The following is a 19,469-nucleotide window of genomic DNA, read 5'->3' as shown; positions in this document are numbered from 1 at the left end:
TCAAAAGCTGACATTCGAACATGTCAGCGCACCGCCTCGCGGTGGGCGCCGGGCAGGCGGGTGGCGATCAGCTTGTCGATGCGGCGGCCGTCGAGATCGACCACCTCGAAGCGCCAGCCCTGCGCGTCGACGCATTCGCCAGTCGCCGGCAGATGGTGCATGTGCGACAGCACATAACCGGCGACGGTTTCGTAATCGCGGTTTTCCGGCAGGTCGATGCCGAGAATGTCGGCCATCTCGTCGGCCTGCATGTAGCCGGCGAGCAGCCACGAGCCGTCCTCGCGCTTGACCGCGTTCTCCTCGTCGCCGGCGTCTGTGTCCGCGCGGAACACGCCGGTGATGGCTTCCAGAATGTCGGCCGGGGTGACGATGCCTTCGAAATGGCCGTATTCGTCATGCACCAGCGCCATCGGCACGTCGGATTCCTTCAGCTTCTGCAGCACATCCAGCGCGTCGGCCTGGTCGTAGACGATGGGGGCTGCGCGAACATGCCTGCGCGGGTCGAGCACGCGGCCGGCAAGCAACGCCGCCAGCACGTCACGCGTCTGGACGACGCCGATCATGACATCGACGCCGCCGTCACCTGCCGGCAGGCGCGAATGCTGGGTTTCCATGAGCAGCTTGCGGATGGCCGCCTCGTCGGATTGCAGATTGATCCAGTCGACCTCGGTGCGCGGCGTCATCACCGCGCGCACGGCGCGGTCGCCAAGCCGCATGACGCCGGCGATCATGCGCCGCTCGTCGGATTCGATGGTGCCGTGATGCTCGGCCTCGGCGACCAGCATCTTGATCTCCTCATCGGTGACCTTCTCCTCGCTTTCGCCGCGCTGGCCGAGCAGCCACAATATGGTGCGGCCGGAGAAGTCGAGCAGGAAGACCAGCGGCGCCGAGATGGTGGCGAGGATGGTCATTGCCGGAGCGACCCTGGCGGCGACCCGCTCTGGGTCGCGCAAGGCAATCTGCTTGGGCACCAGCTCGCCGACGATCAGCGAGAAATAGGTGATGATGGCGACGACGATGCCGACGCCGAGCGGATCGGCGACGGTCTCGCGGATGCCGGTCGAGGCCAGGAACTGCGCCAGCCGTTCGCCGAGCGTGGCGCCGGAAAAGGCGCCGGAGAGGACGCCGACCAGGGTGATGCCGATCTGCACCGAGGAGAGGAACTTGCCGGGATTCGAGCCAAGCTCGAGCGCGCGGCCGGCGCCATTGATGCCGCGGTCGATCATCGCTTTCAGCCGGGCCGGTCGCGACGAGACGATGGCAAGTTCGGACATCGACAGAAGGCCGTTCACACAGATGAGGACGACCACGATAGCGATTTCTACGTATAACATGAGCGGTCAATAGCATTGCGGCGCGGTCTTCGAAAATAGTCTGACGTGATTTTTGAGAAATGACCGGCATTTCGGTCACGCGGCATCCCAGGGCGGCGTCGAAAAATGTTCGACGAGGGCGTCGACGACAACCCGTACCTTTGGCGTGAGCGCGCGCGTTACCGGCCAGACGGCATGCACGACGATGTTCTCGACCAGGCAGTCCGACAGCACCATTTCGAGATCGCCGCTTTTGAGGCTGTCGGCGGCCAGCCATGTCGGCAGGAAGGCGATGCCGCAGCCGGCGAGCGCTGCATCCAGCATCGGTTCGCCATGGCCGAGAACGAGTCGCGCCTTGGGCATGAAGGTTGCGAGATGGCCGTCGGAATGCCTGATCACCCAGGGACGGACGATGCCCTCGCGACCGTAGCCAATGACGCTGTGATCGGCGAGATCCTCGACCGATTGCGGCCGGCCATGCCTGTCGAGATAGTCGGGAGCCGCGCATATGGCCGAGCGCTGGGCGTAGAGGCGCCTGGCCGCAAGCGACAGGCTGTCGTCGAGTTCGCCCATGCGGATCGCCAGGTCGATGCCCTCCTCGATCAGGTCGACGCGGCGGTCATTGAAGGAGACTTCCACCGTCAGGTCCGGAAATTCCCTCGAAATCTCGAACAGCACGGGGGCCACGCAGCGTCGGCCGAAGGCCAGCGGCACGTCGATCCGAAGCCGGCCAGACGGGACCTGCCGGCGCGAGGCAAGCAGCGACTGTGCGGCTTCGATCTCGGCAAGGGCCCGGACGCAAGCTTCATAATAGCTGACGCCTTCGCTGGTCGGACTGAGGCTGCGGGTGGTGCGGTTCAGCAAGCGAACGCCGAGTCTCTGCTCCAGCTGCGCGATCGATTTGCCGATCGCCGACTTCGTCACATGCAGCCGCTCGCCGGCGCTGGTGAAGCTGCCGGCCTCCACCGCCTGAACGAACGCGACGATGCCTTGCAGGTCGGCCGTTTCCATGGCGATTTCCTATTGTCGACTTTTAGTCCGCAATCAGTGTCAAATTATACCGCACGAAAGCACTATTTTCTATAGTCGAAAGGCATAAATGTCTCGCCTGCATCAACGCACGGAGCGCGACGCGACATGAGCACCCCAATCAACAGATCCTGGCAGATGAGCGGTTTTGGCCTGTCGAGGCTAAGCCAGGTGGAAGGCAAGGTACCCGAGCCAGGGCCGCACGATTTGCTGGTGCGGACCAAGGCCGTGTCGCTCAACTACAAGGACAAGATGATCGTAGACGGCGTGCTGGTCCCCGATCTTGCCTTTCCCTTCGTGCCGACATCCGACGCGGTGGGTGAAGTGGTGGCCGTCGGCAGTGCGGTCAGCCGCTTTCAGGTCGGCCAGCGCGTGCTCGGCCAGGTGATCGCCGATTGGCCGGATGGCGACGCACCGCCAGTGCTGCATAAGCACACGCTGGGGTCGTCGCTGTCGGGCATGCTTTCCGATCATGTCATCTTCGGCGAGGACGCCGCGGTGCTGGCGCCGCCATCGCTCGGCGACATCGAGGCCGCGACATTGCCGATCGCGGCGCTGACGGCCTGGTTCGCCATGGCCGAAGCGACCAGACCGGTGCCGGGCCAGACCATTCTGATCCAGGGCACCGGCGGCGTGTCGCTGTTTGCGCTGCAGTTCGCCACCGCGTTCGGCCTGCGCGCCATCGTCACCTCAAGCAGCGACGAAAAGCTTGAGCGGGCAAGAAAGCTCGGCGCCTGGCAAGGGATCAACTACCGCACGCAACCGGCCTGGGACGAGGCCGCGCGTGAGCTGACGAATGGGCTGGGCGTCAACCACGTGCTGGAAATGGTCGGCGGCGACAATGCACGGCGATCGCTGAACGCGCTGGCCGCCGACGGCCGGCTGTCGATCATCGGCCTGCTGGGCGCGATGGAGCTCAGCTTCCCTATCGTGCCCTTCATGCGCAACCGCATCACCGTGCAGGGCCTGTCGGTCGGCCATCGCCGCGCCTTCGAACGTATGAATCAGGCGATCGAGGCGCTGGCGATCAAGCCGGTCATCGACAAGGTCTTTGGCTTCGACGAGGTGCCACAGGCCTTGCAGCATCTGGAGAAAGGGCCGTTCGGCAAGATCGTGATCACCACGAACTGACTTTTGCGATGGGTCATGGCAGCTGCTTCAACATGCCGACAATCGCCTCGCCGTCCGTGAAATAGGGATCGCCGCCGCCATTGCGGCCCGTACTGGTGGCGCCGACGCCCGATATGTCGCTGGTCGAGATCAGCGTGCCGGCGGTGGCCAGGTCGCGCACCAGGAAATCGCGCTCGGCGTCGATGTCGGGGCCGATATGGTGGGTGACGGCGCCGGTGTCGTGGCTGAGGCCGACGCCGCGATCGAAGCTGGCCGAGCCCAGCCACAGCGGCCGGCCATCGTCGCCGCTTGCCTCGGTCTGCCAGAAGCGCACATGATGCCGGCGGTCGGCGCTGAGGCCCTCCGGCTTTTCGAAGGCGAGATCCTGGGCGCGGCCATCGAACAGCAGCCTGCTGACCGGCGCATCGGGGTAGGGGTGGTCGAACAGCACGCTTTCACCGATTTCGATCGCGGTCTTCAGGGTCACGGCGTCGGCGGTGTCCCAGCCGGCGATGGCGAAGGCGTGGACTACTTCCTTTCGCGTACCGACAAGACCGACATTGATGGGATCGCCCGGAATGCCTTGCGGCGTGTGCGTCACCATCTCGAAGCTGTGCTTGCGAAAGCCGCGATCGTGAAACGTCCAGAATTCCGGTGCGGCGAAATAGGCGAGCGCCAGATAGGCGGCCAGCAAGGTCGCCACCCAGATTGCAACGCGTCGCCGAAAACTTCGCTGGCTCATGAACGCCGCCCGATCCGTGCGGTATCTTTTGCCCGAGGGACCCTGGAAATCAATGGCCAGCAGCGCGCCGCCGCTTTATCGTGGGCCATCGTTTCTTCGTGGGGGCAGCAATGGAGCGGAAGCTGGCAGGCCGCAAGCCAATGGCGTTGACCGCCGAGCTTGTCGCGCAAGTTGAGCGTGTCGAGCCTGATCCCGGGCCAGAGCCCGGAACCAGCGAGCACACCGATGCGGAGTTCGATGGCCTGGTCGAAAAGCTGCTTTCGCAGCATCGTCCCGACACGCTTTGGGTCTTTGCCTACGGGTCGTTGATCTGGAACCCCGAATTCGCCCATGTCGAGCAGCGCCCGGCCACGGCGCCGGGATGGCACCGCTCGTTTTGCCTGAAGCTGACCCGCTGGCGCGGAACCCGTGATTTGCCGGCCCTGATGCTGGCGCTCGATCGAGGCGGCAGTTGCAACGGCATCGTCTATCGGCTGCCCGCGGAAGACCATTTCGGGCAACTCGGCCAGTTGATGCGCCGCGAGATCGATGCCAACCCGCCAACCAACGTGCCATGCTGGATAAAGGTCAAGACCAAGGACGGGCCGCTGCATGCCTTGGCCTTCGTCGCGGCGCCGGATGGCAGGGCCTATGCCGGCCGGTTGCCATTGGAGCAGGTTGCCGACACTCTGGCACGGGCTGCCGGTCATTGGGGCTCTTCGGCGCAGTATTTGTTCAGGACCGTGAGCAAGCTTGAAGAGAGCGGCATCCGCGACCGGAATCTCTGGCGCATCCAGGACTTGGTCGCACGGCAAATCGCCGCTTCAACCGGTGGCGCCGACTAGGCTGATCTCTTTCTAACGGCAGGCGCGATAACCGTTCTTGCGGTTCTTGATGTCGAAATGGAAATGGTTGCGGTGGTCGTAATTGTAGCCGGGGCCGAGCACGGTGGTGAAATACTGGCAGCCGTCGGCGCGTACATTGTTGAGGAAGCCCCGGGTGCGGAAGGCGAACAGGCCGGGCTTGCGCACGTCGATGTCGTCGCCATTGTTGAGTTCGATGCTCATGACGTCGAGCGCATTGCCCTTGCCGTGCTCGGACAGTACACCTTCGCCGGCAATCCTGCGGCAGGAATAGCTGGAGCCCTGGTGGATGGTCTTGACACCGGAGAAATAACGCCAGCGGGCGGAGGGGACGAGCTCGTTCTTCGTCCAGCCGGCAAAGGTGGCGGCCATGTCGCAGGTGAGGGTCGCGGCGGGTTTCATCTGGATGTTGCCGATGGCCGAAACCTTGACCGGATAATCGATGCCGCACTGGCCTTTATGGATCGGCGCCAGGTCGGTGTAGGCGACATCGAGGCGCTTCAATTGCTGCCGGCAGTCGGTTTCGCTGGCCGGCATCTGCTCGACGGGCGACATCGGCTCGTCCATGCGCGGATAAGCGGCCTGCGTCATGTACGGATTGGAAGGGACAAGCTTCTGCATGCCGGCATATTGCGGCACGGCAGCCGTCTGCGCGCCGACGTCGACGGCCGGCTCCAGCGACAGCACACTGCCGGTGTTGCAGGCGGAAAGCGCCGCCAGCGCCAGGCCGGCGGTCAGCATTGCTGGATATTTTGACTGGCGCGCGGTGGCGAAAAACACGGCCCGAAATTTGCCGGCCATTGGCGGAATCCCGTTGATGGATATCCGGCATTTTAACGATCAAGGGTAAAGGAAAACTCAGCGCCCGCGTTCATGCCTGCGGCCGAATTGCGGCACGCGGCTGGATCAGCCATGTTCACTGGCAGAACGTCCCGCCGTGCCGGCGCGGTTCGAGATCGAGATGGAAATGCAGGGAATGATCAGGATCGGCGCCCGGACCGAGCACCGTCTTGAAAGGTCCGCAGGCCGCCTTGCGCACGGCATTGAGGAATTTAGCGTCTTTCTCCGGCGGCGCTGGGCCGACCTCGATCTTCTTGCCGTCCGACAGCGTGAAGCTGGCGATGTCGAGTGCGTTGCCGAACGCGTGTTCCGACAGTTTTCGTGTGCCGTTGCGTGGCCGGCAGACAAAAGCCGACGCCTGGCCGATCGATTTCAGGTCCGCACCGAATTCGGCTTTCGCAGCCGGCTGGATGACATCGGCGGCAAAACGCGCCATTGCCTCGGCCATCTTGCAGTTGAGCTCGGTGGCGGGGCCGATGGCGACGGACTTTCCAAGGGTCTTCAGCACGATGGGATAGGGGATCGAACAGCCGATTTCGGCCTGGCTTTCCGCCTTGTGTTCTTCGAATTCGACGCCGAGCATCTTCAGCCGTTCGCGGCATGCGACTTCCTCGGCCGGCATTTTTTCATCGGGCATGTCGGCCGAGCGCGGGTCTGGCAGCATCTTCTCGTCGTCTGCATCGGCCGGCTTTTGCGACGGCTGCGGGCCAATGTTGGGCGGCTGAGCCTCGGGCTCCGCGATGTCGGGTTTTGGTGTCGGCGTTGGCGCGACCGCGGGCGGCTCCGGTTCGCTTTCCGTATCGGCTGAGGGTTCGGGAGCCGGCGGCTCGGGAAGTGCCTGCTTTTCCTGGCGGGATTTTTCTTCATTGGAACGGTCGGGCGCGCCGGCGGTGTTCGCAGCGTCCGCCGGGCGTGGTTCCGGCACTGGAATGGCGGGTCCGGATCCCGAAATGCCGGGTCTGGGCATCGGCACATCGGCAGGCAAGGGTAGCGGCGGCAGCGTTTTCTGCTGTGCCTGCTTCGGCGTCACCGACCGGTGTCTTCGTGGTTTCAGGCGCTTTCCGCCTCGCGGTTTAAGGGACTGTTCGGCTCTTGGTGTCAACGGCTGCTCTATCCTCGGTGTCAACGGCTCGTGATGCCGATGGCGATGTCTCGCCTCGGCCGGCATCACCAGCAAGACCGTGACGGCCATGACGAACGCGATCCTGCATATTCGGGAAAAGACAATCGACCCCATCGCCGTCAACGGCGCCGACGCGAGGAAAGTTGCCTTGGCCCCATCACGAACGGTAACCGCGTCGTTACGCACCGATCGCTTCCAGCCCTTCCTCCAGCCAGTCGGCGAGCAGCGGCATGCCGAGCAGGTATTTCGCGGTGCGCTTGTTGGCGCGTTCGCGCGCTGCCGCCAGCGCGTCCGCCCATTCGGTGGCGTCGTAGTCGCCGCGACCGACCCAGGCCAGCGCGATCAGCTCGGCTGCTTCATCGACATTGAGGTCGTTTATCAGCTCGCGCAGCTCTTCCTCGGTCAGATTCTCCGAGCTTTCCTCGGCAAGGCCGTCATGGTGATGGTTGACATGGGACTCGCCGTCGAGTTCGACCTCGTGCTCGGCGCCATCTGCATAGTCTTCATTGACGGCCGCACTCAGCGCCTTGGCCTTGAGGATGAACAAGCGCACCGTGTCGGGGCCGATCGAAAGCTCCCAGTCCTTTTCAAGCCGCCGCTGCAAGGGCCGTCTCCCTCAGGTCGTTTGCCGGATGATAGCGGATTCGCAGCATCCGTCACCTGATGTTCTCCCGCACGTAATTTTCCGGGATGAAACGCAAGCCGACCGGCGTTAGTGTTGCATTCTCACCCCTCCAGGAGGTTTCGATGCATAAAAGAGTGCTGATCCAGGCGGCGACTGCCCTTGTCGCGCTGCAGTTCCTTGCCGTTCCGGTGTTCGCCGCCGGCGGTGACAGTGGCGGCAGCGATCAGACCGTCACCCAATGCAAGAAGGGCGAAGTCTGGGATAAGAAGAAGAAAAAGTGCGTCGCACCCCAGGAGGGCATGCTCGACGACGACAGCATCTATGATGCCGGCCATGCGTTGGCGATGGCCGGGCGCTATGACGAGGCGATCGCCGTGCTCAGCCTTGCCGCCAACAAGCAGGATCCGCGCATCCTCAACTATCTCGGCTATTCGCACCGCCATTCCGGCCGCGTCACAGTCGGCCTCGGCTATTACGAGGAAGCGCTGCGCATCGATCCGGACTACACGCTGGTGCGTGAATATCTCGGCGAAGCGCATCTGCAGATCGGCGATCTGGCCGGCGCCCAGCAACAGCTGATGGAAATCGAGAAGCGGACCGGCAAGGGTTCGCGCGAATACGGCATGCTGGCCGAGCAGATCGACCATTTTATGCGAAGCTGAAAAGATTCCAGGGCTCTTTTAAGCGGCCGCGAGCGATCGCGGCCGCTTTTGTTGCCCCCAGTCTCATTCACCGCCCCCGGCTGATGAATGCGGGGATGATTTTTACAAAACCGATTTTTGGGCGTGAAAAACCCGCGAAGATTGCTATATTCAGGGAAATTGCGGTGAAACGGTTCCGTTAGCCCGAGGCTGCCGGACCCGTTTTCTTTTTGTACCATCGACAAGGCTTTCCCCGAAACGCGGGGGTGGCAGCAGGAAAGGTCAGGCATCATGAACAAGGTCCCGATGACAGGCGAGGGGTTCGCGTCATTGAAGGAAGAACTGCGCTGGCGCCAGCAGGAAGAGCGGCCGCGCATCATCGAGGCGATCTCCGAAGCGCGCTCGCATGGCGACCTGTCCGAAAATGCCGAATATCATGCCGCCAAAGAGGCGCAGAGCCTCAACGAGGGCCGCGTCAACGAGCTTGAAGATTATATCGCGCGGGCCGAGGTGATCGACGTCAGCAAGCTCAGCGGCGACAAGATCAAGTTCGGCGCCACCGTGGTGCTGGTCGACGAGGATACCGAGGAAAAGAAGACCTACCGGATCGTCGGCGACCAGGAGGCGGACGTGAAGTCCGGCCGCATTTCGATCTCCTCGCCGATCGCGCGTGCGCTCATCGGCAAGGAAGTCGGCGACGCCATCGAGGTCAATGCGCCTGGCGGTGCCAGGGGGTATGAGATCGTCCAGGTGCAGTTCATCTAGGGAATTTGAGGGGGGAGCGGCTGCGACTTTTAAGCTGAGGTTTGCGCCGCCCCTCATTGCCCTGCCGGGCATTTCTCCCCGTATAGTGACGGGGAGAAAGATGCTCTCATCGACGATTTCGCCAATTTTCAACGTAGCAGAATAGACGCTGGCCTTGCGTTCAGATCCCTTCTCCCCGTCGTTATACGGGGAGAAGGTGCCGGCAGGCGGATGAGGGGCAGCGCCAGCCTTTCCGATTGACTTCAGTTCTTGCCAGCGTTGGCCTTGCCAAGGACCTGGAGTCCCGCCAGCCTTTCTGCCTCCGCCACCACCTCCGCCGGCATCACACGCTTCCCGGGCGGGGCCAAGAGCGTCGACGCATATTGCCCGCGAGGCCCCGTCAACCCTGGCTCGGTTGCCAGGAACACCGCAACCGTCGGCAGCCCGAAGGCGCTGGCAAGATGGGTCAGCCCGGTGTCGGCGCCGATGACCAGCTCCGAGCGGCCGATAAATGCAGCGATCTCGGCCAGCGGTGACTTTGGCACCACAACTGTTAACGGCACTGCCTTGGCAATGGCTTCGGCCACGGCCTTCTCGCGCTCGTTCGCCCATGTGGTGACCGGCGTCATCCCACGTTCAGCCAGCAGGCGGGCGGTTTCAATCCAGTCTTCGGCCGGCCATTTCTTGTCTTCGCGGCTGGTGCCGTGCAGCAGGAAGGCGGTTTTTCCAGAAGGGCCCGCCAGAGTGCCGGCGGGCGGCACGATGCCGGAGTCCAGGGTCGAAAGATCGGGCTGATAGCCGAGCGCCAGCCCGAACAGCCGCCGTGTCCGCTCGATGGCGTGCAGGTCGCGCGGCACGGGATAAGTGGCATCGTAGAACAGCGTCGCAGAAGGTTCGCGCGCGCTCGAACGGTCGAAGCCGGCAATGGGGGAGCCCACCTGTCTTGCCACCAGAGCCGATTTCAGGAGGCCTTGCGCATCGATGACGAGGTCGTACCGGCAATCGCGCAAGGTCCGCCGCAGGGCGGCCGCCTCGCGCCAGGTGGCGCCGTCGAGCAGCGCCTTGCGCCAGCGCCGGATCGCCACTGTATGAATCCGGTCGATCGCCGGGTGAAGCGCGACGATGCCGGCAAATGCCTCTTCGACGCACCAGTCGAAGGTCAGGTCCGGGCGGTTGCGACGGGCATCCTCGACGGCCGGAAAGGTGTGAATGACGTCGCCCATCGATGACGTCTTGACGATCAGCACCTTCATGCCGCTGCCGGGATGTCCAGCAGCCGCTCCGCCGCTGCCGCGACCTGGCCGACTTGCAGCGTCTTCAGGCAGTTGAGGTGGCCGAGCGGGCAGACCTTCTGGTGGCAGGGCGAGCACGACAGGCTAAGCCAGACCAGTTCCCGGTGCTCGGCCAGCGGTGGCGTGTTCTCGGGCGAGGTCGAGCCGTAGACGGCGACGATCGGCGTGCCGACGGCGGCCGCGACATGCATCAGCCCGCTGTCGTTGGACACGGCCAGCCTTGCGGCGGATATCAGGTCGATGGCGTCCTCCAGCCGCGTCTGTCCGGCGAGATCGACGACGCCGGGCGCCAGGGCCGCGATCTCCGCCGTCACGTCGCGGTCGTTCTTCGAGCCGAACAGAGCGACCTTCAAGCCTTTGCCCATGAAATCGCGGGCAAGCCCGGCATAGCTTTCGCTGGGCCAGCGCTTGGCCGGGCCGAATTCGGCGCCGGGCATCAGGGCCACGAATTTCTGCGGCGCTAGGCCGAACCGGCCGAGCAGGTCGACCTGGTTTTTCGTGTCCACGCTAAGCCGTGGCGCTCGGAAACCACCGCCCTGGGCAAGGCCGAAATAGGCCTGCGCGGTGCGTCGTTTGATGCTGTCGGGCAATGGCACGATGTCGGTCAACAGGCCATAGCGCATCTCGCGCAGGTTGCCGACCCGGCGCGGAATGCGGGCAAAGAACGGGATTAGCGCCGACTTCCAGCTGCCCGGCAGGACATAGGCGATGTCGTAGCGGCCGCGCAGCAGGCGGCCGAAGCGTCGCCGATGGGTGAATTCGAGCGCACCGGGTTTGAGCGGAAAGTCGATCTGCTGGCGGATTTCGGGCATGCGGTTGACCAGCGGCGCTGCCCAGGTCGGCGCCAGCACATCGATGGCGGCGTTGGGATGCAACTCCTTCAGCGCCGAAAACAGGCACTGCGCCATCACCATGTCGCCCACCCAGCGTGGGCCGATCACGAGGATCGTTGGGCTTTCAGCCATTCGACATAGTCTCTGACACCGGTTTCCACTGTCCGGAATTGGCCATTGTAACCGGCCGCGCGCAAACGGGACATATCAGCTTGCGTAAAGCTCTGGTAGCTGCCCTTGAGATGGTCGGGGAAGGTGATGAACTCGATCTCGCCCTTGCCCAGCGTGTCGATCACTGTTTCGGCTATGGCGCGGAAGGGCTGGGCACGGCCGGTGCCGCAATTGAAGATGCCGCTTGAGCCCTGTTTCCACAGCCACAGATTGACGTCGGCGACGTCGCCGACATGGATGAAGTCGCGGCTTTGTTCGCCGGGCCCGAACCCGTCATGGGCGCCGAACAGTTTCGGGTTCTCGCCGCGTTCGACCTGGTTGAACAGATGGAAGGCGACGGAGGCCATGGCGCCCTTGTGCGCCTCGCGCGGGCCATAGACGTTGAAGTAGCGCAAGCCCACGACCTGTGAATGGTCGGTATCGAAGGCGGTGCGCCCGGCGAACACGGTTCGCCTGACGAAGTCGTCGAACAGCTTCTTGGAATAGGCGTAGACGTTGAGCGGCCGCTNACGGAAACTTGGTCCGCTGCGCCCGGCTCTGACTGATCAAGGCGGTGCGCCCGGCGAACACGGTTCGCCTGACGAAGTCGTCGAACAGCTTCTTGGAATAGGCGTAGACGTTGAGCGGCCGCTCGAGCGCCGGATCCTCGCGAAACTCCGAGCCGCCGCCATAGACGGAAGCCGAGGAGGCGTAGAGGAAGGGCACGCGCAGCGCCTGGCTTGCGTGCAGCAGCCGTTTCGAGAAGGCGTAGTTCACCTCCATCATGAACTTGCCGTTCCACTCGGTGGTGGTCGAGCAGGCGCCCTGGTGGAAGATGGCCTCGATGCGGCCGAGCGAGCCTGCCTCCATGCGGTCCAAGAAATCGTCCTTGTCGAGATAGTCGGCGATCTTGAGATCGGCAAGATTGGCGATCTTGTGACCGTCGGTAAGGTCGTCGACGACGAGGATGTCGTCATGCCCTTCGGCATTCAGCGCGGCGACGATGTTGGAGCCGATCATACCGGCGCCGCCCGTGACGATGATCATGAAGGGCCTCTGGTTGCTTGCGATTCCGGCCCTTATAGGGGAGGCTAGGCGGGCTGTCGATAAAGCCAGGCATGTGCCTGTCCTGCCATTTTTATGGGCTTGTCTGTTTTGTCTGTTTTGTCTATTATGGACAAAACGGGACATCCCATGAAAAACTATCCATCGACCGATCTGAAACAGAATCTTGGAGATGTGCTTGCAGCTGCCAGCCAGCAGCCGGTCTCCATCACTCGCCACAACAAGCCGAGATACGTCCTGATGAGCATCGAGGCCTACGAAGCGCGCTTCGGCAACGACAGCCGCCGCGTCTACGCTGCGGAGGATGCCCCGACCGAACATGTCGAGATGCTTGAGGAGTACGCCGCGGAATTGGACCGTGATTAAACCCGCCGCTGCGGACGTCTGGCGATATCCATATCTTTGGCATCGCCAACACGGAGACGGCGAGACCGAAGGCCGGAAGTCACGGCCTGTAGCCTTTGTGGCTGTCCTTCCTGGGAAAGCCGGCGGTACGAACCTCTTCATCCTTGCAATCACTTCCACGCAGCCGGGCCGTGATCGCGTTGCCGTCAGCATCCCGGAAATTGAACGCCACCGTGCGGGCCTCGACCCTATGCCCCTTTGGGTCATGGTCGACGAGTACAATCATGATATCCTGGAAGCGTCAGCCTATTTCGAGCCGGGTGCGCGAATCGGCGCGTTCAGCCCGTCATTTCACAAGAAAATTATGTTCGCTTTACTGCGGTTGTCCGCACGGGTCAGTCCAAAGCCATCCCGCCCCGCGCGCGGACTGAATCGACAGAACAGAGCATGATCGTGAGGGACCAAAAATGCCATCGACCGAACTGCTCATCGCGTTTTTCGCCACCACGGCGATCTTCGCCTACATTCCAGGCCCGGCCATGCTCTATGCCGCCGCGCAGACGATGGCGCGCGGCCGCTGGTCCGGCCTGACGGCGGCACTTGGCATCCATCTGGGCGGCTACGTGCATGTTTTCGCCGCGGCTGCCGGGCTGTCGGTGCTGTTTCATGCCGTGCCGACGCTCTACCTGGCGGTCAAGCTGGTCGGCGCGCTCTATCTGATCTGGCTTGGCGTCTCGCTGTTTCGCAAGCGCGCAGACGGCGATGCGGCGCTGCCTGCCATCGAGCGCAAATCAGCGCGGCGCGCCTTTTTCGAGAGCATCACCGTCGAGGTGCTCAATCCGAAGACAGCGATCTTCTTCATGGCGTTCCTGCCGCAATTCATCGACGCCTCGGCGGCGTTTCCGGTCTGGCTGCAGTTCGTCGTGCTCGGCACGATCGTTAATCTGATGTTCTCCTCGGCCGATATCGTCTGTGTGTTCCTGGCGGGCGCCGTGATCGGCCGTTTGCGGCGTTCGAGCCGGGCACAGCGGCTGATGCAACGGGCGGGAGGGGCCGTGCTGGTCGGGCTGGGCGTCCATGTCGCCCTGCAGAAGAGCTGACCGCCCGAGCCTGCCGGGATCATGCCTGCCGTTGCGCTGCGTGAATTTGCGGTATATCGGCTTTCGCCATGAGCGATCCGACCAGTCGATTGATGAGCACTTATGAGATTGAAATCGGCCTTTTCCCTGTGTTGCCAGTGACATGATCAAGCACAATCCGCCTTCTCCCGAACCGTTGCACCGCGCCATTGCGCGGTTCGGCCAGGCCACCGTGCTGGTGGTCGGCGACTTCATCCTCGATCGTTTCGTCAACGGTGTCATCGAGCGGATCTCGCCGGAGGCGCCGATCCCGGTGCTGCACGGGCGCGGCGAGACCTCGACCATGGGCGGTGCCGGCAATGTCGTGGCCAACATCGTTTCGCTTGGTGCTGCCGCTGTTCCCGTCTCGGTCATCGGCACCGATGTGGCAGGCGATAGCCTGGTGCGGATGCTCGGCGAGCTTGGCGCCGATACGGCGGGCCTCGCGCAGGAGCGTGGTCGCATGACCTCGTCCAAAAGCCGCTTCAGCGCGCTCAACCAGCAGGTGCTGCGCTTCGACGAGGAGGAAATCAAGCCGTTGGGTGCTGCGGAGCGAGCCGGCCTGATCCGGCATTTCCGCGCCGCACTGACGCGCGCCGACATCGTCATCCTGTCCGACTACGGCAAGGGCATCCTGCTCGACGGCGTCGCCGGCGACTTGATCGCCATCTGCCGCGAGGCTGGAAAGCCGGTGCTGGTCGACCCGAAGGGCCGCGATTATGCGCGCTATGCCGGGGCGACCGCCATCACCCCCAACCGCAAGGAACTCGGCGAGGCCGTCGGCCATGCGGTGTTCGCCGATGACGAGATCGTGGCTGCCGCACGCGAGCTGATTTCGGCACATGGTTTCGATTTCGTCGTTGCGACGCGCAGCGAAAAGGGCATGAGCGTGGTCGGTCCCGACGAGGCGCGCCACATCGCCACCCAGGCGCGCGAAGTGTTCGACGTTTCGGGCGCCGGCGACACGGTGATCGCGAGCTTCGCGCTGGCGCTGGCCGTGGGCGCCGATACGGTCATGGCCGCTTCGATCGCCAATGCCGCTGGTGGCGTCGTGGTGGGCAAGCGTGGCACCGCGCGGCTGACGGTCGAGGAACTCACCGGCGCGCTGTTCCGTTCACATGGGCCGACCGCCCACAAGGACGCCATCCTCGATGCCACATCGGCCGCCCGCATGGTGGCGGCGTGGAAGGAAGAGGGCCTGAGCGTCGGCTTCACCAATGGCTGCTTCGACATCCTGCATGCCGGCCATGTCAGCTTGCTGCACGCGGCGCGCAGCCAGTGCGACCGGCTGGTGCTCGGCCTTAACAGCGATGCCTCGGTGCGGCGACTGAAGGGCGCCGGGCGCCCGGTCAACGACCAGCACGACCGCGCCTGCGTGCTGGCAGCACTTGCCTCGGTCGATGCGGTCGTGGTGTTCGAGGAAGATACGCCGCTGGCGCTGATCGAAGCGCTGCTGCCCGACATACTGGTCAAGGGGGCCGATTACACGGTCGACACCGTGGTCGGCGCCGATGTGGTGCAGAAGGCCGGCGGACGCGTCGTGCTGGTCGATCTGGTCGCCGGAAAAAGCACCACCAACACCATTGGCAAATTGCGCGCCGGCGGCACCACAAACTGAGGGTTTCATGTCCGAGTTGAACGATTATCTTGTCCGCTCCGCGGCTGCCATATCAGCCATGGTCGAACGGGACCTGACCGGTGAGATGGGGCGGGCAGCGAGCGCGGTGGTGACGGCGCTTTCGTCGGGGAAAGCCTTGCTCATCGCCGGCAATGGCGGCTCGGCCAGCGACGCCATCCACATTGCCGGCGAACTGGTCGGCCGCTTTCTCAAGGAGCGCAAGGCCTACAATGTCATCGCGCTGCCGGCCAATGCAGCGGTGCTGACCGCCTGGGGCAACGACTATGGATTCGACACGGTTTTTTCGCGCCAGGTCGAGGCGCATGGCGCCGCCGGCGGGGTGCTCCTGGCGATCTCGACCAGCGGCAATTCGCCGAGCATCCTTGCCGCCGCCGAACAGGCGCGGAGGATGGACATGACGGTGATCGGCATGACCGGCGACACCGGCGGCAAGCTGAAGCCTCTGTCCGATATCCTGCTCAACGTGCCGTCGACCTCGACGCCGATCATCCAGCAGGGGCATCTGTGCCTTTACCATCATTTGTGCGAGGTGGTCGAAGCGCGCCTCAGCAATGGCTGATCCCCCGACCTCTGGCCGCTATCCGCTGGCGGAGCCTGGCCTATGGGTCGAGCAGGTCGGCTCAAGGCTGTTCGCCGCCGGCGCGCCGGCGCTGTTCCTCGATCGCGACGGCACCATCAATGTCGATACGGGCTATCCGGATGATCCTGCCGAAATGGTGCTGCGCGCGGACATAGCCGCGGTGATAGCCGCCGCCAACCGGGCCGGCATTCCGGTCATCATCGTCACCAACCAGTCGGGCATCGCGCGTGGCTATTTCGGCTGGGGCGATTTCGCTGCCGTCAACGGCCGCGTGCTCGAGCTGCTGCGCGCCGAAAATGCGTTCGTCGATATGGTCGTCGCCTGCGCCTATCACGAAGCTGGCACCGGTGTGCTTGCGGTCGCCGATCATCCGATGCGCAAGCCCAATCCGGGCATGCTGCTGGAGGCGGCCGGGCGCCTCGGGCTCGATCTGCGGCGTTCGCTGATCGTCGGCGACAAGGAGGCCGACATGGAGGCGGGACAACGCGCCGGCCTCGCGCAGGGCTGGCTGGTAGACGGGCAAGCAGCTGTCCGATCGGGCTTCACAATTCAGCCTTGGTGCGCCCGCGCGGATTTCGACGGCCTGCTCGCCGCAATAGCTGCGCTTGGCACCGCCTCGGGCGCGCCGTGACGGCTTACATCCGATCTTTGTCTCGCCAGGCTTCATAAAGCTTGGCCTCTGTCGCGAACGAATACAGCATCACCAGCATCGAATAGACGAATCCGTGCCGGCCGCACAGGAAGTAGCGCTTGGCCAGGTAGAACTTCAGGAAGTTGCCGAGAGGCGACAGCACCAGTCTTATCAGGCCGGGCTTCTTGGCTCGTTCGACCAGCGTGGCAACCTTGAGGCTGGAGTAGGTGTTGGCTCTTGCCAGATCCTCGGCAATGGTCATTTCGCGGCGATGCAGCAGCACGCCATTTTCTATCGTGCCGGTTTCGCCTGGCACCTCGAACGACTCATGGACCCGCAGATTAAGGTCCATCGTGGCCTTGTCGCGGCGGAAAAGACGCAGCAGCCTGTTGTGAAGCACCCAGCGGTGCGCATAGCCATAGCCCTTCAGCTTGTCGCGGCGTCTGATGTACCATCCGTCGAAGGCGTCACTCCCAAGCTGGGTCACATTCATGATTGACTGCCTGAGCACGTCGTCGATGGCCTCGTCGGCTTCAATCGAAAGGCACCATGGTTGCGTGGCCTGATCGAGCGCGAATTGCCGCTGACGAGGAAAGCCCGGCCAATCGTTGTGAAACAGCCTTATCGGGTAGCCTTTGGCGATGTACCCATTGACGACGTCCAGAGTGCTGTCCGTCGAGCCCGAATCGACGACGATGATCTCGGCGCAGAAATCGACGCTTTCCAGGCACTCGCCGATCATATCGGCCTCGTTCATGCAGATGACCAGCGCCGAAACCGGGCTAGAAAATCGAGTCATCGTCCCACCCCACGGCACACAATTCTCGGAATTGGGCTGCCCTGCGCCACTTGTTTACGCAATCCCGAAAGCGCTATGCGCTTTCCCCAGGAAAACCGTTACACACTTTTTCTGGAATTGCTCTAGGAAACCAACAAGACGGCTACGGCAGAACATCCGGCTTCACAGGAGAGCTATCGAACGCCAAAGCGGCGCTGATATGGCGAGGCGTTCAAGCCGCATCGGCGAAAGCCCGCTGCGGTTCAACCGGGTCAAGGCTGTGCGAACGAGACCAGCCCTTCGTCCTTGACCCGGCGGATGGTGAGCGCTGTTCGCACCGTGTCGACATTCGGGGTCGAGGTCAGTTCCTCGATGACGAAGGTCTGGAAAGCGCCAAGGTCGCTCGCCACGCAATGGAGCAGGAAATCGGATTCGCCCGACACCATCCAGGCGTCGCGTACGATCGGCCAGCCGCGGGTGCGCTCGGCAAAGATGCGCAGCTCGGCATCGGCCTGATGATGCAGGCCGACCAGGCAGAAGGCAACGACATCGAGGCCGAGCGCTGGTGCATTGAGCAAGGCACGGTAGCCACGGATGATGCCGGCTTCCTCCAGGCGCTTGACGCGGCGCAGGCATGGCGGCGCCGAAATGCCGACGCGATTCGACAGTTCGACATTGGTCATGCGGCCGTCGCCCTGCAATTCGCGCAGGATCTTCCAGTCGATGGCGTCGAGGTCGGCCTTGAGCGGCATGGGGGCTCTCGATCACAAGGGGCAATACGCAAGAATCTTGCGTGATTTTGTAATTAAACGACTTCGCTGTCCATTCCATCCTTCGCCCGGAATATTTCGCGGGATCAGCGGGCGACAGGTGTGACAAAGCTTTCCGGGGACGAACTCCAACTTGCCTTGCTGGCGTCGTGGGCAACACTTACATTACGCGCGACAATGATCGAGTTTTCCATGCCGCAATTGCCGGCAGCCCTCCGCAGAGGCTTTACATGACCACCAAGCACGCGCCCGTTCTCATCATCGGTTCCGGTCCGGCCGGCTATACGGCAGCGGTCTATGCCGCCCGCGCCATGCTGAAGCCGATGCTGGTCGCCGGCCTGCAGCAGGGCGGGCAATTGATGATCACCACCGATGTCGAGAACTATCCCGGCTTCGCCGACCCGATCCAGGGTCCGTGGCTGATGGAGCAGATGCTAAAACAGGCCGAGCATGTCGGCACCGACATCATCAACGACATCATCACCGAGGTCGACCTCAACGTGCGACCGTTCCGTGCCAAGGGCGATTCCGGCACCACCTATACCGCCGACGCGCTGATCATCGCCACCGGCGCGCAAGCGAAATGGCTGGGCATCCCGACCGAGCAGGACTTCATGGGTTTTGGAGTCTCGGCCTGCGCCACCTGCGACGGTTTCTTCTACAGGGGCAAGGATGTCGCGGTGATCGGTGGCGGCAATTCCGCGGTGGAAGAGGCGCTCTATCTGTCCAATCTCGCCAAGAGCGTGACGGTCATCCACAGGCGAAGCGATTTTCGCGCCGAACGTATCCTGCGCGAGCGGCTTCTGAAGAAGGACAATGTCCGCGTCATCTGGGACACGATCGTCGACGAGATCACCGGCCGGCCCGGCAAGACGCCGCTGCCGCCCTCGGTCGAGGGGCTGAAGCTCAAGCATGCGGTGACCGGCGAGGTGTCGCACCTCAAGGTCGACGGCGTGTTCGTGGCCATCGGCCATGCGCCGGCGGTTGAACTGTTCGCCGGCAAGCTCAAGCAGAAGCCGAACGGCTATCTGTGGACGGCGCCGGATTCGACCCGCACCGATGTGCCGGGCGTGTTCGCGGCCGGCGATGTGACCGACGATATCTACCGCCAGGCGGTGACGGCGGCGGGGCTTGGCTGCATGGCCGCACTCGAGGCGGAGAAGTATCTGGCCGGCATCGAAGTGCATCGCGAAGCGGCCGAGTAGAGAGTTCAGAGAGCGGCTTAGAAACGCCGTGTAAAAGCCTGATTTTTCATTCAG

22 protein-coding genes and 1 pseudogene are annotated in these 19,469 nt (G+C 63.3%); 11 read left to right on the top strand and 12 right to left on the bottom strand.

All coding sequences use genetic code 11. From position 1 onward, the window contains the following. Positions 1-23 precede the first annotated feature (23 nt). Together X735_RS159160 and X735_RS159165 are read right to left on the bottom strand one after the other, a co-directional pair. Positions 24-1,334, bottom strand: coding sequence for a hemolysin family protein (locus tag X735_RS159160; protein ID WP_023809751.1), 1,311 nt, complete (start codon positions 1,332-1,334; stop codon positions 24-26). A 75-nt stretch (positions 1,335-1,409) separates the two neighbouring features. Then, a complete protein-coding gene (locus X735_RS159165) occupies positions 1,410-2,324 on the bottom strand; it encodes a LysR family transcriptional regulator (protein WP_023809750.1) in 915 nt (304 codons plus the stop codon). 126 nt (positions 2,325-2,450) lie between these two features. Here X735_RS159165 and X735_RS159170 point away from each other — a divergent pair, with 126 nt between their 5' ends. Beyond that, entirely contained in the window at positions 2,451-3,473 is a 1,023-nt protein-coding gene (locus X735_RS159170; RefSeq protein WP_023809749.1) for an NAD(P)-dependent alcohol dehydrogenase, read from the top strand. A 13-nt stretch (positions 3,474-3,486) separates the two neighbouring features. Here X735_RS159170 and X735_RS159175 read toward each other — a convergent pair whose 3' ends face one another. Further along, a complete protein-coding gene (locus tag X735_RS159175) occupies positions 3,487-4,194 on the bottom strand; it encodes an LssY C-terminal domain-containing protein (RefSeq protein ID WP_023809748.1) in 708 nt (235 codons plus the stop codon). 110 nt (positions 4,195-4,304) lie between these two features. Between X735_RS159175 and X735_RS159180 the strand changes: the two genes are divergently transcribed. Continuing rightward, on the top strand, positions 4,305-5,018 hold the full coding sequence (locus X735_RS159180) for a gamma-glutamylcyclotransferase (protein WP_023809747.1): 714 nt from the start codon (positions 4,305-4,307) through the stop codon (positions 5,016-5,018). A 12-nt stretch (positions 5,019-5,030) separates the two neighbouring features. Here X735_RS159180 and X735_RS159185 read toward each other — a convergent pair whose 3' ends face one another. From X735_RS159185 to X735_RS159195, 3 genes are all read right to left on the bottom strand, one after another. Next, the gene (locus X735_RS159185) at positions 5,031-5,837 is read right to left on the bottom strand and encodes an extensin family protein (protein WP_023809746.1); all 807 of its coding nucleotides are present in this window, start codon (positions 5,835-5,837) and stop codon (positions 5,031-5,033) included. A gap of 115 nt (positions 5,838-5,952) precedes the next feature. Next, positions 5,953-6,990 (bottom strand): extensin family protein, encoded by a 1,038-nt coding sequence (locus X735_RS159190; RefSeq protein ID WP_031212699.1) that lies wholly within the window; start codon positions 6,988-6,990, stop codon positions 5,953-5,955. Positions 6,991-7,177: 187 nt separating this feature from the next. After that, positions 7,178-7,603: a DUF3775 domain-containing protein gene (locus X735_RS159195; protein WP_013530064.1), complete on the bottom strand. Its 426-nt coding sequence runs from the start codon at positions 7,601-7,603 to the stop codon at positions 7,178-7,180. Between the two features lie 143 nt (positions 7,604-7,746). Between X735_RS159195 and X735_RS159200 the strand changes: the two genes are divergently transcribed. After that, a complete protein-coding gene (locus X735_RS159200; RefSeq protein ID WP_023809744.1) occupies positions 7,747-8,286 on the top strand; it encodes a tetratricopeptide repeat protein in 540 nt (179 codons plus the stop codon). A 270-nt stretch (positions 8,287-8,556) separates the two neighbouring features. Beyond that, positions 8,557-9,030, top strand: a complete 474-nt coding sequence (gene greA / locus X735_RS159205) for a transcription elongation factor GreA (RefSeq protein ID WP_013530066.1) — start codon at positions 8,557-8,559, stop codon at positions 9,028-9,030. A gap of 242 nt (positions 9,031-9,272) precedes the next feature. Here greA and waaC read toward each other — a convergent pair whose 3' ends face one another. From waaC to X735_RS1000000170230, 4 genes and pseudogenes are all read right to left on the bottom strand, one after another. After that, entirely contained in the window at positions 9,273-10,262 is a 990-nt protein-coding gene (gene waaC, locus X735_RS159210) for a lipopolysaccharide heptosyltransferase I (protein ID WP_023809743.1), read from the bottom strand. Next, positions 10,259-11,266, bottom strand: a complete 1,008-nt coding sequence (gene waaF / locus X735_RS159215) for a lipopolysaccharide heptosyltransferase II (protein ID WP_023809742.1) — start codon at positions 11,264-11,266, stop codon at positions 10,259-10,261. Before waaF ends, waaC begins: the two co-directional genes overlap by 4 nt. Further along, entirely contained in the window at positions 11,239-11,751 is a 513-nt protein-coding gene (locus X735_RS1000000170235; RefSeq protein ID WP_348625574.1) for an NAD-dependent epimerase/dehydratase family protein, read from the bottom strand. Before X735_RS1000000170235 ends, waaF begins: the two co-directional genes overlap by 28 nt. A gap of 118 nt (positions 11,752-11,869) precedes the next feature. Beyond that, positions 11,870-12,331 (bottom strand): annotated as a pseudogene (locus X735_RS1000000170230) (NAD-dependent epimerase/dehydratase family protein); the annotation flags it as partial. Between the two features lie 147 nt (positions 12,332-12,478). On the opposite strand from X735_RS1000000170230, the gene X735_RS159220 reads away from it, so the two are divergent. From X735_RS159220 to X735_RS159245, 6 genes are all read left to right on the top strand, one after another. After that, entirely contained in the window at positions 12,479-12,715 is a 237-nt protein-coding gene (locus tag X735_RS159220) for a type II toxin-antitoxin system Phd/YefM family antitoxin (protein WP_023809741.1), read from the top strand. Further along, positions 12,708-13,145, top strand: coding sequence for a hypothetical protein (locus tag X735_RS1000000168630; protein ID WP_245273125.1), 438 nt, complete (start codon positions 12,708-12,710; stop codon positions 13,143-13,145). The genes X735_RS159220 and X735_RS1000000168630 overlap by 8 nt, the downstream gene beginning before the upstream one ends. A 16-nt stretch (positions 13,146-13,161) precedes the next feature. Beyond that, positions 13,162-13,794, top strand: a complete 633-nt coding sequence (locus tag X735_RS159230; protein ID WP_013530072.1) for a LysE family translocator — start codon at positions 13,162-13,164, stop codon at positions 13,792-13,794. Between the two features lie 142 nt (positions 13,795-13,936). Continuing rightward, on the top strand, positions 13,937-15,430 hold the full coding sequence (rfaE1, locus tag X735_RS159235) for a D-glycero-beta-D-manno-heptose-7-phosphate kinase (protein ID WP_023809739.1): 1,494 nt from the start codon (positions 13,937-13,939) through the stop codon (positions 15,428-15,430). Between the two features lie 7 nt (positions 15,431-15,437). Further along, on the top strand, positions 15,438-16,010 hold the full coding sequence (locus X735_RS159240) for an SIS domain-containing protein (protein ID WP_023809738.1): 573 nt from the start codon (positions 15,438-15,440) through the stop codon (positions 16,008-16,010). Further along, complete coding sequence (locus tag X735_RS159245) at positions 16,003-16,662, top strand: HAD family hydrolase (protein WP_023809737.1); 660 nt, start codon at positions 16,003-16,005, stop codon at positions 16,660-16,662. The genes X735_RS159240 and X735_RS159245 overlap by 8 nt, the downstream gene beginning before the upstream one ends. Positions 16,663-16,666: 4 nt before the next feature. On the opposite strand, the gene X735_RS159250 is transcribed toward X735_RS159245, so the two are convergent. Both X735_RS159250 and X735_RS159255 read right to left on the bottom strand, forming a co-directional pair. Further along, positions 16,667-17,461 carry a glycosyltransferase family 2 protein gene (locus X735_RS159250; RefSeq protein ID WP_023809736.1) on the bottom strand — a complete coding sequence of 265 codons (795 nt, stop codon included), beginning with the start codon at positions 17,459-17,461 and terminating at the stop codon, positions 16,667-16,669. A 251-nt stretch (positions 17,462-17,712) separates the two neighbouring features. Beyond that, on the bottom strand, positions 17,713-18,192 hold the full coding sequence (locus tag X735_RS159255; protein ID WP_023809735.1) for an Lrp/AsnC family transcriptional regulator: 480 nt from the start codon (positions 18,190-18,192) through the stop codon (positions 17,713-17,715). Between the two features lie 248 nt (positions 18,193-18,440). Here X735_RS159255 and trxB point away from each other — a divergent pair, with 248 nt between their 5' ends. Continuing rightward, complete coding sequence (gene trxB / locus X735_RS159260; RefSeq protein ID WP_023809734.1) at positions 18,441-19,415, top strand: thioredoxin-disulfide reductase; 975 nt, start codon at positions 18,441-18,443, stop codon at positions 19,413-19,415. Positions 19,416-19,469 lie beyond the last annotated feature (54 nt).

It is taken from the genome of Mesorhizobium sp. L2C084A000, from assembly GCF_000502875.1.
In the GTDB taxonomy this organism is placed as follows: domain Bacteria; phylum Pseudomonadota; class Alphaproteobacteria; order Rhizobiales; family Rhizobiaceae; genus Mesorhizobium.
Note: the sequence above shows the minus strand (reverse complement) of the source record. Positions and strands in the feature narration are given on the sequence as shown.

Bases quoted from the DNA above. Each gene is read 5' to 3' on its own strand.
- X735_RS159160 (WP_023809751.1), bottom strand. From the start codon at position 1,334: ATGTTATACGTAGAAATCGCTATCGTGGTCGTCCTCATCTGTGTGAAC.
- X735_RS159165 (WP_023809750.1), bottom strand. From the start codon at position 2,324: ATGGAAACGGCCGACCTGCAAGGCATCGTCGCGTTCGTTCAGGCGGTG.
- X735_RS159170 (WP_023809749.1), top strand. From the start codon at position 2,451: ATGAGCACCCCAATCAACAGATCCTGGCAGATGAGCGGTTTTGGCCTG.
- X735_RS159175 (WP_023809748.1), bottom strand. From the start codon at position 4,194: ATGAGCCAGCGAAGTTTTCGGCGACGCGTTGCAATCTGGGTGGCGACC.
- X735_RS159180 (WP_023809747.1), top strand. From the start codon at position 4,305: ATGGAGCGGAAGCTGGCAGGCCGCAAGCCAATGGCGTTGACCGCCGAG.
- X735_RS159185 (WP_023809746.1), bottom strand. From the start codon at position 5,837: ATGGCCGGCAAATTTCGGGCCGTGTTTTTCGCCACCGCGCGCCAGTCA.
- X735_RS159200 (WP_023809744.1), top strand. From the start codon at position 7,747: ATGCATAAAAGAGTGCTGATCCAGGCGGCGACTGCCCTTGTCGCGCTG.
- greA (WP_013530066.1), top strand. From the start codon at position 8,557: ATGAACAAGGTCCCGATGACAGGCGAGGGGTTCGCGTCATTGAAGGAA.
- waaC (WP_023809743.1), bottom strand. From the start codon at position 10,262: ATGAAGGTGCTGATCGTCAAGACGTCATCGATGGGCGACGTCATTCAC.
- waaF (WP_023809742.1), bottom strand. From the start codon at position 11,266: ATGGCTGAAAGCCCAACGATCCTCGTGATCGGCCCACGCTGGGTGGGC.
- X735_RS159220 (WP_023809741.1), top strand. From the start codon at position 12,479: ATGAAAAACTATCCATCGACCGATCTGAAACAGAATCTTGGAGATGTG.
- X735_RS159230 (WP_013530072.1), top strand. From the start codon at position 13,162: ATGCCATCGACCGAACTGCTCATCGCGTTTTTCGCCACCACGGCGATC.
- rfaE1 (WP_023809739.1), top strand. From the start codon at position 13,937: ATGATCAAGCACAATCCGCCTTCTCCCGAACCGTTGCACCGCGCCATT.
- X735_RS159240 (WP_023809738.1), top strand. From the start codon at position 15,438: ATGTCCGAGTTGAACGATTATCTTGTCCGCTCCGCGGCTGCCATATCA.
- X735_RS159245 (WP_023809737.1), top strand. From the start codon at position 16,003: ATGGCTGATCCCCCGACCTCTGGCCGCTATCCGCTGGCGGAGCCTGGC.
- X735_RS159250 (WP_023809736.1), bottom strand. From the start codon at position 17,461: ATGACTCGATTTTCTAGCCCGGTTTCGGCGCTGGTCATCTGCATGAAC.
- X735_RS159255 (WP_023809735.1), bottom strand. From the start codon at position 18,192: ATGCCGCTCAAGGCCGACCTCGACGCCATCGACTGGAAGATCCTGCGC.
- trxB (WP_023809734.1), top strand. From the start codon at position 18,441: ATGACCACCAAGCACGCGCCCGTTCTCATCATCGGTTCCGGTCCGGCC.